This is a genomic window from Plantactinospora sp. WMMB334 (genome assembly GCF_049179095.1).
In the GTDB taxonomy this organism is placed as follows: Bacteria; Actinomycetota; Actinomycetes; order Mycobacteriales; family Micromonosporaceae; genus Plantactinospora.
In genome coordinates this window covers 491867-504025 of sequence record NZ_JBMHME010000002.1, presented here as the reverse complement: position 1 = coordinate 504025, position 12159 = coordinate 491867, and the positions used below count along the sequence as shown (strand labels likewise).

8 protein-coding genes and 2 tRNA genes are annotated in these 12159 nt (G+C 69.8%); 4 read left to right on the top strand and 6 right to left on the bottom strand.

Annotated features, from left to right (window positions below; genetic code table 11):
• The first annotated feature begins 7 nt into the window (after positions 1 to 7).
• On the top strand, positions 8 to 1009 hold the full coding sequence (locus ACN27G_RS02165) for a hypothetical protein (protein WP_421491096.1): 1002 nt from the start codon (positions 8 to 10) through the stop codon (positions 1007 to 1009).
• A 627-nt stretch (positions 1010 to 1636) separates the two neighbouring features.
• On the opposite strand, the gene ACN27G_RS02160 is transcribed toward ACN27G_RS02165, so the two are convergent.
• Positions 1637 to 1712 (bottom strand) — tRNA-Lys (locus ACN27G_RS02160).
• Positions 1713 to 1902: 190 nt separating this feature from the next.
• Here ACN27G_RS02160 and ACN27G_RS02155 point away from each other — a divergent pair.
• A complete protein-coding gene (locus tag ACN27G_RS02155; protein WP_421491095.1) occupies positions 1903 to 3141 on the top strand; it encodes an Ig-like domain-containing protein in 1239 nt (412 codons plus the stop codon).
• A gap of 178 nt (positions 3142 to 3319) precedes the next feature.
• The gene (locus ACN27G_RS02150) at positions 3320 to 4621 is read left to right on the top strand and encodes an Ig-like domain-containing protein (protein WP_421491094.1); all 1302 of its coding nucleotides are present in this window, start codon (positions 3320 to 3322) and stop codon (positions 4619 to 4621) included.
• 122 nt (positions 4622 to 4743) lie between these two features.
• On the opposite strand, the gene ACN27G_RS02145 is transcribed toward ACN27G_RS02150, so the two are convergent.
• Positions 4744 to 4816, bottom strand: a tRNA-His gene (locus tag ACN27G_RS02145).
• Positions 4817 to 5007: 191 nt separating this feature from the next.
• A complete protein-coding gene (gene orn, locus ACN27G_RS02140; protein WP_421497202.1) occupies positions 5008 to 5604 on the bottom strand; it encodes an oligoribonuclease in 597 nt (198 codons plus the stop codon).
• 68 nt (positions 5605 to 5672) lie between these two features.
• On the opposite strand from orn, the gene ACN27G_RS02135 reads away from it, so the two are divergent.
• On the top strand, positions 5673 to 6968 hold the full coding sequence (locus ACN27G_RS02135; protein WP_421491093.1) for a glycosyltransferase family 87 protein: 1296 nt from the start codon (positions 5673 to 5675) through the stop codon (positions 6966 to 6968).
• 289 nt (positions 6969 to 7257) lie between these two features.
• On the opposite strand, the gene ACN27G_RS02130 is transcribed toward ACN27G_RS02135, so the two are convergent.
• The 3 genes from ACN27G_RS02130 to ACN27G_RS02120 all read right to left on the bottom strand — a co-directional run bounded on the left by ACN27G_RS02130 (position 7258) and on the right by ACN27G_RS02120 (position 11939).
• Positions 7258 to 9006, bottom strand: coding sequence for a hypothetical protein (locus tag ACN27G_RS02130; protein WP_421491092.1), 1749 nt, complete (start codon positions 9004 to 9006; stop codon positions 7258 to 7260).
• Between the two features lie 198 nt (positions 9007 to 9204).
• Entirely contained in the window at positions 9205 to 9954 is a 750-nt protein-coding gene (locus ACN27G_RS02125; RefSeq protein WP_421491091.1) for a YcnI family protein, read from the bottom strand.
• Positions 9955 to 9965: 11 nt separating this feature from the next.
• Positions 9966 to 11939 carry a copper resistance CopC/CopD family protein gene (locus ACN27G_RS02120; RefSeq protein WP_421497201.1) on the bottom strand — a complete coding sequence of 658 codons (1974 nt, stop codon included), beginning with the start codon at positions 11937 to 11939 and terminating at the stop codon, positions 9966 to 9968.
• Positions 11940 to 12159: the final 220 nt, after the last annotated feature.

The window sequence follows — 12159 nt, the reverse complement described above, 5'->3', positions numbered from 1 at the left end:
CTCGGTTGTGACAGCGGTAGAGTTCACAAGTGAGGCTCCCAACGATGATGCCCGTCAAGGTCCCTTGATCATAGTCGAAGTTGAGCGCTTTGCGCCTACCGGAATCGTTGGCCAATTGACCATTGGCCAACTTCGACAACGCGTTGATCAGGAGCTCGATAGGGGTATCGAGGTCTGCTTGGTGTCGACCGTTCCCCGTGTCTCCTACTTCCCCACCGTTGGCAGCTCGCTAATTGAGGACGCCTCCTTCTTTTGCATACCACTCCTGGAAGAAAACGAATGCACAGATGAAGGACGCGCTTCTCCTGGATTCCCACTCCCTGGCATAGGATTCGGAATCGAGGCAGAGATTACGACTGTTTTTCGGGATGCACTTCAGGAAATAGGCGTTGGAGTACTGGCCGCTCTAGATCATGTGCTGTTCGAAGTGGAGTCTCGCATCGAATTCCTAGATCTTCTCGAGCCTCGAGAGTTCGAGGCACTTCGAGGGGCGGGACTTGCATACGTCGAAGGCACAAGCCCGAAGTTCGTGGTTCCGCAACGGCTAAACGAGTTTTCAGAAGCCGTTGCGGACGTCCTTGCTGACGTAGTTGAGCCGCAGAAGGAACTTGCTCAGGTCTCGGACGGCCTTTGGTTCATTGAGCGGACCATTCGTTGCCACCTCCGGCGAGCGGCCCTTTCTAAGTTTGGAAGTCGGTGGCGCAGGCAAGTCTTGCATGGCGATCTGGCTTCCCGAGTACTGGAGAGGGCACGCAATGACGTGAACGTCACGGCAACCAGCGTCGGGGGGTTACGAGATCCAATCGAATGGCTTTCATTAGGCGAACTGCTCGAGATTGTACAGTCATCAGCGTTCGGCGGGCTAAAATTCGACAATATGTCATGGCAGCGGTTCGCTCAAGACGTTATTCCGATCCGCAACCGCCTTTCGCATATGCGCCTCATCAAGAAAGGTGACCATGAAACCGTCATGATGTGGGTTTCACGAGTCAGGCGCGCATTCATCTAATATGAAACCGGGGTCGTCGAGATGTTGGGTTCGCACGGGCGACGGAGCCGCTTTGGTCGGACCAGGCAGTGCGGGGCGGTGGCCGATACGATGATGCGTATAGTGCTGGTGTGGGCGCCCGGCGTATAACGACCTTTTGGCGTCTCTGCCGGGGCCGACCAGAGCATCTTTGACCATAACGATCTGGACGGGGCAGCCGGCTTCCCAGCGACTGCAGGACGGCGACGTTGGTGTTGGTGGCAAATGCGGTGTAACGCCCGCTGTCGCGTTCTTCAAAACAGCGACAGCTGGGGCGGCGCGCGGGTGATCGTCCCGACGCACGATTACCCGCGCGCCGTGCGGCCAGCCGGCCAGGGTGAGCGGCCGGTCGACTCATCGACCTCTGTGCCGTTGCGGACGGCGCCATCGGCCGACCAGGGGCCGGTGACCACGACCCGAGGCCTGTCATGCTGCTCGACGGTGGTCCCGCCGGGAGACGGGCCACCACCCACCACCGACACCGCTCCCTGTTCAGAGCGTGAGGGCGTCTTAACGGCTCCCGAGCACCCACCGAGCGACCACCCGCCACCGGCATACGCGAAAAAGGCCCCGACCGGCACAGTAGCGCCAGGTCAGGGCCTTGATCGTTGGTGCGCCGCCAGGGACTCGAACCCCGAACCCGCGGATTAAGAGTCCGCTGCTCTGCCAGTTGAGCTAGCGGCGCTCGCTGACAACGGGAGAAACCCTAACACGCGCCCGCCGAAGGGCTCCAACCAGTTCCCCTTCCGGCCACCGTGACCATCGCCGACCCAGGCAACTCGGACAATCTACCCATAAGTTTCGGCATCCGGGGTCATAACTGTGGCCGCGATAGGGCACGATGTCTCCCGGGATTCGAGTGGACCGAGGTGGGGATGGGCAGGAGCACGCGCAACTGGGCGATGATCGTCGCTCTCGCGGTGGCCACGCCGTTGGGGATGGCGGCCTGTGGCGGCGGGGCGGAGGAGAAACCGCAGTTCGTGGGGGGCAACGGCGCGGCGGCGGACCCGAGCACGACGCCAGCACCGCCGGCCGAGCCGATCGACCTCACGGTCACCCCGTCCGACGGCGCCAAGAAGCAGCCGGTCAGCGTCGAGATCGGCACCCGGGTCAAGGGTGGCACGATCGACGACGTCACCCTGACCCTCGCCGGTGGCGGTGCGGTCAAGGGTGCCATGCGGCCGGACGGGTCCTCCTGGGTGCCGGCGGCGCCGCTGAAGTATGCCAAGACATACACCGCCCAGGTCACCGCGACCTCTCCGTCCGGGCAGACCGAGACCAGGACGACCTCGTTCACCACCATGGCCAAGCCGAAGTCGACGATCGGTTCCGGCCTCTACCTCTTCGACGACAAGACCTACGGCGTGGCCATGCCGGTGGTGGTGGAGTTCTCGCCGGGTATCCCCAAGAAGGACCGGGCCAAGGTGCAGCAGCGGATGTTCGTCGAGTCCGACCCGCCGCAGCCGGGCGCCTGGCACTGGGTCTCCAACGGCACCCAGGCCTACTACCGCGCGCCGGAGTACTGGCAGCCGGGCACGAAGCTCTCCGTGCGGATCGGCCTGGAGGGGATCCCGCTGAGCAACGGCCGGTACGGCAACGTGGACCGCAGCGCGACCGCCAAGATCGGCAGTCGGTTCGAGATGAAGGTCGACAACAGGACCAAGAAGATGACGGTCCTCGAGGACGGCAAGCTGGTCCGGACCATCCCGGTGAGCCTCGGCAAGAAGAGCACCCCCTCCTCCAGCGGCACCATGGTGGTGATGGAGAAGAAGGAGTCCACGGTCTTCGACACCCGCGACGACCCGGACCCGGCGAACCGTTACGTAACCGATATCGACTTTGCCCAGCGCCTGACCTGGGGCGGGGAGTACATCCACGCCGCACCATGGTCGGTGGGCGACCAGGGACGGCGTAATGTTTCGCACGGCTGCGTCAACGTCTCCACCGCGCACGCCCGCTGGCTCTTCGAGAAGACCAAGACCGGTGACCCGGTGACGGTGAGCGGCACCGAGCGCAAGCTGGCCGCCGGCAACGGCTGGACGGCCTGGAACCTGCCCTGGAAGGAGTATGTCAAGGGCAGCGCGCTGCCGGTCCCGGCCGACCTCGGCACCTGACGGGACGGCCCGGGAAGCGCCACCGACATTCACGACGCTAACGGACCAATCGCCCCTGCCTGATGGTGTTCTACCGCACGGCGGGAAACGAAAACTTGCTCACCAGCGTCTGTGAAAGAGGATGGTTTCGGGGACCGAGTGGGTAGAGCTGTGGGAAAACCAGCACTGTGAGGGGATCATGCAAGCAGGCCGAGATCAGTTGATCCGTCGTACCTCCGGCCGGGGTTTCGCGACGCGGCGCCGACCTGCGCCGCTCCGGATGCTCGCCTCGGTCCTGCTCGCCGCCGCCCTTGCGGTCACCGCGACCGCCTGCACGGGCGACGGTGACAAGGGCGGCGGCCCGTCCTTCCAGGGTGGCAGCGAGGCCGAGGAGAAGCCGAAGGCCGCCGCCGAGATCACCGCGCCGGCCGCGGACGCCAAGGACGTCCCCGCCGCCGCAGAGATCACCTTCAGCAGCAAGGACGCCGTCGAGACCACCGTCGAGCTCAAGAACGCGGCCGGTGAGGCCGTCGAGGGCGCCCTCACCCCCGCCGGGACATGGCTCCCGGAGGAGGCGCTCGAATACGGTACGACGTACACCGCGACCGTGACCGCGACCGGCGACGACGGCAGGCCGGCGACGGTGACCAACACCTTCACCACCATGGCCGAGCCGAAGAACCAGGTCCGGGTGACCAGCTTCCTCGGCGACGGCCAGACGGTCGGGGTCGGCATGCCGCTGATCGTCAAGTTCGGCCGGGCCATCCCGGAGGACTACCGGGACGACGTGCAGCGCCGGATGACCGTCAAGGCCACCCCGGCCCAGGAGGGCATCTGGCACTGGGTCAGCCCGACCGAGGTGCGCTTCCGCCCGAAGACCTACTGGAAGGCGAACAGCAAGATCTTCTACAAGATCCAGGCCGGCGGGCTGCCGATGGGCGACGGCTGGTACGGCAGGGCCGACCTCACCGTCGACATCAAGACCGGGCCGGCAGTGATCATGACCGTCGACAACAAGTCCAAGAAGATGACGGTCACCAAGAACGGCAAGGTCATCAAGACCATCCCGGTGAGCCTGGGCAAGAAGAGCACCCCCTCCTCCAGCGGCACGATGGTGGTCATCGAGAAGCTCAAGAAGACCGTCTTCGACACGAGGGACGACCCGAACCCGGAGAACCGCTACGTCACCGACATCGAGTACGCCCAGCGGCTCACCTGGGGTGGCGAGTTCATCCACGCCGCGCCCTGGTCCGTCGCCTCGCAGGGGCGTACGAACGTCTCGCACGGCTGCGTCAACATGTCCATGGCGAACGCGAAGTGGCTCTTCGAGCAGACCCGGGTCGGCGACCCGATCGTGGTCAAGGGCACCGAGCGGAAGCTCCAGAACGGCAACGGCTGGACCGACTGGAACATGAGTTGGGACGACTACGTCGACGGCAGCGCGATCCCGGTCGGCGAGACGACGGCCACACCGAGCACCGAGCCGGCCGTCACCGGCTGACAGGCCGGGACGACCACCGGCTACAGGCCGGGACGACCACGGCGGAGACCGTCTACGACGATCGAGGCCCCCTCCGACGGAGGGGGCCTCGATCTGTGCGGACCAACGAGATCCGCTGGCAGGGTGACTGATGGGATTTGAACCCACGACACCCGGGACCACAACCCGGTGCTCTGCCAACTGAGCTACAGCCACCATGTTCAGTTGAAGATCTGAGCGTCCACCATCACCGGGTCGGCAGACCCGGCGGGGCGACGACCAATGATAGCCATATCCTGTCCTGCGCCGTCGACCGGGTTACGCCTCCGACGGCGGGCCGGTGACGGGTAGCCCCGCCGGCCACATTCGTGGCACCGAGGAGGGCACGACCCCGGCACGGCCGAGGTTCAGAGTTCGGCGGCGATCGCCTTGGCCGTGTCGACGTCCGGGCCGGGCAGCGGCACGAAGATCGTCCGCCGGTAGTACTCCAGCTCGCGGATGCTCTCCCGGACGTCGGCCAGGGCCCGGTGGGCCAGCCCTTTCGCGGGCTGCCCGAAGTAGACCCGGGGGTACCAGCGGCGGCAGAGCTCCTTGATCGACGAGACGTCGATCATGCGGTAGTGCAGGTGGGTGTCGAGCCGGGGCATGTCCCGGGCCAGGAAGCCCCGGTCGGTGGCTATGGAGTTGCCGCAGAGCGGTGCCGTCCGGGGATCCTTGACGAACGCGGTGACATAGTCCATCACCAGGTCCTCGGCCTCGCGCAGGCTCACGGCCGACCGGCGCACCTCCTCGGTCAGCCCCGACCGCTCGTGCATCGCCCGGACGATCTCCGGCATCCCGGCCAGCGCCTGCTCGTCGGCGTGGATCACCACGTCCACGCCCTCCCCGAGCACGTTGAGATCACGGTCGGTGACCAGCGCGGCGACCTCGATCAAAGCATCCTTGCCGAGGTCGAGCCCGGTCATCTCACAGTCGACCCAGACGAGAAGATCAGCCACGACGATCAGACTACGCGCAGCCCCGGGACCCGCGCCTCAACGCTGCGGACAGATCGGCCCGCTAGGGTTCTTTCGTGCCAGCCGATCCCTCCGCGCCGCCCGCCAGCAACCAGGACGATCCCGGCGGCCGCACCGCACGCCAGCTCGTCGTCGTGGCACTGGTCGCCGCGGCGGTGCCGCTGCTCTATCTGGCCGGCACCCCACACCACTTCTACGACCTCAAGATCTATATGAGCGCGATGCGGTGGTGGGCGGAGGGAAACCCGCTCTACGACTACGTGCAGGCCGACTCCCTGCAGGGCGAGCTGTACTTCACCTATCCCCCGTTCACCGCCCTGCTGCTGCGCCCCTTCGCCGCGTTGCACGTCAACCTGACGATTGTCCTCTTCACCGGGCTGACCATCCTGGCCCTCCTGGTGACCACCTGGTGGCTCGTCTCGTCGGTCGCCGACCGGCACGGGGTGTCCCGGTGGTTCGCGGCCGGGCTCGCCGTCCCGCTCGCCTTCGCCGTGGAGAGCACCCGGGAGACCATCGGCTTCGGTCAGATCAACATGCTGCTCGTGGTGCTGGTCCTGGCCGACCTGCTCTTCGCCGTACCCCGGAACTCGCGCTGGGCCGGCGTGGGGATCGGGCTGGCGACGGCGCTCAAGCTCTATCCGGGCATATTCATCGTCTATCTGCTCGTCACCCGGCGCTGGCGGGCGGCACTGGTCTCCTGCGCGGCCGCGGCCGGCGCGACGCTGCTGGCGGCGGCGATCGCCCCCGGCGACTCCTGGCGGTTCTGGACCCACGAGCTCTGGCTGACCGACCGGGTCGGCCGGCCCGACTACACCGGAAACCAGTCGCTGTTCGGGCTGCTCAACCGTTTCACCACCCCGGAGCGGCCGAACCAGGCACTCTGGCTGGCGCTGGCGGTCGCCGTCGCCGCCTACGGCCTGTGGCGGGCGGCCCGCGCGGCCCGGGCCGGTGACGAGGTCGCCGGTCTCACCCTGACCGGGCTGGTCGCCGTGCTGGTGAGCCCGATCACCTGGACCCACCACGCGTACTGGTTCGTCCCCGCCGTGGTGGTGCTGGTCGACGCCGGGCTCCGGCCGCCCGATCCGGCCGCCGGCGCGTCCGGGCGCCGCCGCAGGGTCGCCCCGCTCTCCCTGGCCGCCGTGGTCACCGCCGTGATCGTGTACGGGGTGGTCTCCTACTACGACTGGGGACGCACCTTCGACCGGACGGACACGCCCGGGGAGTTCCTGCTGCGCAACCTCTACGTGCTCTTCGCCCTCCTCCTGCTGGTCGTCCTGCCGATCCGACGCGGGTCATCGGGCGTGCCCGCGACCAGCGAGGCGGCAAAACATGAACCAAGCATCCGGCAGTAGCAGAAGTTGCGCCAAATGGACAGATCTATCTACTAGCCCAGCATGGGGCTAATCTAGGGACAACACCTAAAACGTCCCTTCGGTACACCGATCCCCCGGTGAAAGTGGCCCCCCGTGTCGGCAGCGCGGGGGGCCACTTGCCACCCCGTCCCCTGCTGGAGGCTGCCCGGCCGGCCCGGGAGTCGGGTCCGCGCAGGCAGGGTGCCAGGCGCCTGCCCCCGAGGGCTGCCAGGACCCGAAGTGGTCAGGAGCAGAGGCGGCGCCCAGCGGGACGTCGGGGCGGCCGTCGTCAGCCCGCTGTACCGGCACGCCCTCCGGTGATCGGTTCGGCGGCCTCAGGCCACCCTGGCGCCGACCGGTTCGGCAGGCCCTCCGAGCGCGCCGGCACGGCCTCCGGTCGCGTCGGCTCCAGGGCCGGGGCGTCCGGGTGGCGCACCGCCACCGCAGGCCGACGCTCGACGGCAGGCACCTCGTACGTGGGCCCGCGCCCCTGTCTGTGGGACACGGCGGCGCGGGTCGGAAGTGGAACCGCGGCGCCGCGTGACGCCGATCCGGGGATGGCCGGGCGCAGTGGGATCTGCCGGATCGGCCACCCGCCCTCGGGCTCGGCCGGCGGCGGGACGCTGGACGCGACGGGCGTCGGCATGACCGGTGCGGCCGGCTGCGGGATGATTGCGGACCCCGGCGGCGGAGTGTGCGGCGGGATGTGCGGCGGCGTACCCGTCGAATCGTCGGTCCCGCCGGCTGCCGGTACGGGCGCCGGCCTGGATGGCCCGGGCATCGGCGGGGCCGGCACCGGCAACGGTGGCGTCGGCGTGGGTGCCGGCACCGGAGTGGGCGGTGGTTCTGGCGCCGGTGTGGGAGCGGGTGCCGGCGCGGGAGCACGACCGGCACCGTGCGTCGCCGCGTGCCGCGCGGGCGTCGTGGCACCGGTCGACGAACTGGTCGGCGGGTTCAGCGGCGGCCAGACCGGGCGTACCGGCGGGTTGGGGCGGGACGCCGCCCGCCCACGCCCACCGTCCGAGGGCGCCAGGACGTCCGCGAGGGTTGCCGGCCGGACCAGCGGTGTCACCCGGAGTACGGCCGGAGAGGTGGGAGCCGTGGTGCCCCCGTCCCGCTTCCGGACCGCCGCCTCGCGCGGCGGCGGGACAGCGAGGTCGGGCTGCTCCTGGGCAGCGCCGTCGTGGCCCTGCACGGTGCCGTCCCGATCCCGCGCCGGCCGTGGGGCCGGGTCCGTGGAGTCTCCGATCTCGTCCAGGGCGGCGACGCCGAGCCGGGCCGCGAGTGCCGGCACCTGGCCGGGTGCGACGACGAAGACGACCTCGCGGGGGCGCACCGGCCTGGCCAGCAACACGATGCCGAGCAGCACCAGCAGTCCTCCGGTGGCGAGCAGGGCCCAGCCGGCCGGATCGAGCCAACCGACGCGTACCTCGGCCCGCAGGTCGGCGGCGACCCCGGCCTTTCCGTCCGGACGCATGAGGACCAGGCTGAGCCGGCGACCTCGCAGGTCGTCGGCGGGCAGGTCCAGCGCGCCGACGCCGCTGCTTAGCCAGAGATCCTGCTCGCCGGGAAGTCCGGGAAGTCCGGGACGCTCGGAGAGCCCGGGACGCTCGGGAAGCCCGCGACGCTCGGGGTGCTCGGTCGCCGGATCGGGGGCCTCGGCCGGGCCGATCCGCACCGGCAGGCTGCCCCGGGTCACGCTGACCCGGTCGAGCCGGGCCTGCGACGTGCCCGAGAGATACGCGGCGACCTCGGCGGCGGGCCCGAGCCCGATGAACACCGGCTCCGATCCGGTACGGGCGACGAGCCGCAACCCGCTCCGGGCGGTGGGGAGGAAGGGCGCGTCCCGGCCGAGCAGTGCGGCCAGGTCCGGTACGACGACGGCGTGTCCATCCGTCGCGATCGGGTCCAGCGTGCCGCCGAAGGCCCCATCGTCGCCACGCCGCTGCGACACCGTCCACAGTGCGGCGCCGGCAAGGAGCACCGGCAGCCCGATCGCGAGCACGAGTATCCCGGCGATCAGCCGTACGAAGCGCATGCGCGTCTCTTTCTCTCCGGTCGCGTACCCGCCGACGACGATGTCCCCGTGCCGGCGGGAGCCGCAGTACCCGCAGACCATACCGAGCTAAATCACATAAACACCGGATTATTGCCCGAAAACGCCGCTGGCCCGTCGGCAGTGGTGCCGACGGGCCAGCGAAGGAGCTGCCCGGTGGTGCGGGGACGGCGTACCGGGTCAGACGGCCGGCGGAGTGTCCTGCCTGCGCGTACGGGCGAACGCCAGCCCGCCCAGCGCCAGGCCGGCGAGGCCGGCGACCAGGCCCGCGATCGCCAGGCCCAGCGCGGCGGAATTTCCCGCGTCCTCGTCGTCGTCCGCGCCGGCGGGCTCCGCGACGACGTCCGGGCCACCGGTCGCCGGTGCGCCGCCCTCGGACGCCGCCGGCATCAGCTTCAGCACCGGCGCGGGGTCGTTCTCCGGCTCGCTACCGTCGGCGGCCGGCGGCTCGATCCAGCGGGCGACGTTGCCGTCCGAGTAGTGCTGGAGCACCCGGAACACGAGCCGGTCGGCCTCGGGCAGCGGCCCCATCGAGACGGGAAACTCCTGGAACTCGCCCGGCTTGATGCCGACGTCCGACGCCGCCGTCCAGGTGATCTTGGAAACCACCTCGCTGACCTGGCTGCCGTGCACCTCCACCGGGGGATCCACCGTGCGCTTCTCGACGGTCGCCGTCCAGCCGGGCACCGGCATGGTGGAGACCGAGGCGAGCGGCGCGTCCTCCGGGAACGTCACCTCCAGCTTCACGGTCGACGCGGTGTCGCTCTCGGTCGGCACCCGGAACGCCACGCGACCGTAACCGCCCTGGGTCGCCTCCCTCGGGTTCACCGTGACGTGTGCGGACGCCGACGAGGCCAGCCCGAACACGCCGATCACGGCTGCTCCGAGCGCGAGGGCCGCGATGCGCGCGGCCCGACGGTGACGGATCATGTCGTACCTCTCTAGGTGATGGGCACGGTGCTGCTCACCGTGGCCTGGTCGATGTCCGATATCCGGACGGTGAAACTGAGCTCCCAGTTGCCCGCCGTCGGCAGGCTGATCTCGCCGATGGCGTGGTTGTCGGCGATCGGCAGCAGGGCGATCTCGATGGGCTCGACGCCCTGCTCCGGCAGGGCCGCCGTGGCCCGCCACTGGACCACCGGCAAGGGCTTGTTGTCCGGCGTGTACGCGTAGAGGTGGACGGAGTTGATCCCGGTCTCCGCCGGGTCCACCTCGACCTGGAGCGAGTAGAGCGAGCTCGTCAACGTCGTGGAGTAGTAGCCCGCTCCGCCGCCGTCGCCGTACTCGCCCGCGGTGCGGGCCGGTGGGGTCTGCACCAGGACGGCGGAGAGCGCCAGCACGACCGCGGTGATGGCGAGCTCCACCCAGACCGCGCGGCGCAGCCGCCGACCGGAGGTGACCGGTGGGGCGGGATCGGCGACGAGTACCGCCGTGGCGCCGGCCACGGTGCCGCCGCCGGCCGCCAGCACTGTGCCGGATCCGTATCGGCCGGCTCCGCCGCCCCGCCCGACCACCTCGTCGGGCCCGTCCGGTCCGGTCGCCGTGCCCTCCACCGGACCCGGCCGGTCACGGGCGTCACCGTCGCGGTCGTCTCCGTCGCCGTCGCTGTCACCACCGTCGTCGACGCCCGGCCGGTAACCGCCGTCCGCCGGGTCCGGCCCGTCCGGGTCGTACGGCTCGGCCGGGTCGTACATCGGGTCCGGGCCGTCGGGGAGGAGCCGGCGCCGGACCAACTGCCGGGAGTACGCGGCAATCGCGACAACCGCCGCGAAGAGCACCGCCTTGGCGATGATCAGCCGGCCGTACGTGGTCGAGACCAGCGCGTCGAGCGTACTGACCTCGATCAGGGCCTGGACGATTCCGGCCAGCAGCAGCGCGGAGACGGCGACGGTGGCCCAGCGCGACCAGACCGGCAGGATCGCGTCGAGTTCCCGGTCGTTGGCGTAACGGAGCAGGAACGCACCGAGCATCACCAGCCCGCCGAGCCAGACCGCCATGCCGGCCAGGTGGACGACGTCGACGACCACCGAGACGGCCGGCACCGGCGAGGCCGCCGGGTGCCCGGCGATCGGCCAGGTCCCCAGGCCCACCACGCCGAGCACGGTGAGCAGGATGTGGTCACCCCGGCCGGCCCGGCCGGTGATCAGGGGACGGAGCAGGATCGCCGCCGCGGCCAGGATGCCGAGCCGGACCAGATGGGCCGCGCCGAAGGTGCTGCCGAGCACGTCACTCAGCCCGCTGCCGGTGACCGCGAACGGCCCGGCGCCGGTGGCGTACGGCACCTGGAGCCAGAGCCCGCCGACCGTCGAGAGCGCGATCAGCCCGATGCCGGACCAGATCAGCCGGCCCGGGCCGCCCCGGTCCAGGCGCCGGGGCCAGAGCAGGCTGAGCACCATCACGGGACCGACCAGGAGCAGCAGGCCGGCGTAGCCGAGGTATTTGAAGACCTCGACCGCCGTACCCACCACCGGGTTCACCTCGTCGGTGCCGGTGTCCGTGGGCGGCGTGGACGGGGCACCGACCGAATAGGTGTACGCACCGGCGACGGGATGGTTGTCGGCCGAGATCACCCGGTAGCTGACCAGGTAGCTGCCCCGCGCCCCGTCCGGATCGACGGGAATCGTGATCACCGCACCGTTGAACGTCGGGTCACCCCGGTCCACCCGGGCACCGTCCGGGCCGAGGACCCGGATCTTGCCCGGCACCTCGCGGACGGTCTCGCTGAAGGTGAGCACCACCTCGGCGGGAGCGTTGGGCAGCACCACGTCGGCGGTCGGACTACTGCTCACCAGCACCGCGTGCGCACTGGCCGGGGCGGCCGGGCCGAGCAGCAGGCCGAGGGCGGCCAGCAGCAGGCCGACGCTGGCGCCGGCCCGGGCCAGCCGTCGGCGATTCGCAGGAATCATGCTCGTAATCGTGGCCGACGACGAGGGGCGTACGCGACCTCGGGTCACGCCCACCCCGCTCCGGCCACCCCGACCGCCGACATCACGCCCGGATCGGCCGCCCCGCCGACCCGGGAATCGCCGACGCGCCGATGACCGAGGCCGCTACCGCCACTTCGCACAGACGGGTAGTCGGTCCCCGATCCGGAAAAGTTCCCGGACCCGGCCAGATCGGCGCGGACCACCGACG

What these genes read in the sequence shown, in the direction of transcription:
- ACN27G_RS02155 (WP_421491095.1), top strand. Translation starts at nt 1,903, where the DNA reads ATGGGCAGGAGCACGCGCAACTGGGCGATGATCGTCGCTCTCGCGGTG.
- ACN27G_RS02150 (WP_421491094.1), top strand. Translation starts at nt 3,320, where the DNA reads ATGCAAGCAGGCCGAGATCAGTTGATCCGTCGTACCTCCGGCCGGGGT.
- ACN27G_RS02130 (WP_421491092.1), bottom strand. Translation starts at nt 9,006, where the DNA reads ATGCGCTTCGTACGGCTGATCGCCGGGATACTCGTGCTCGCGATCGGG.
- ACN27G_RS02125 (WP_421491091.1), bottom strand. Translation starts at nt 9,954, where the DNA reads ATGATCCGTCACCGTCGGGCCGCGCGCATCGCGGCCCTCGCGCTCGGA.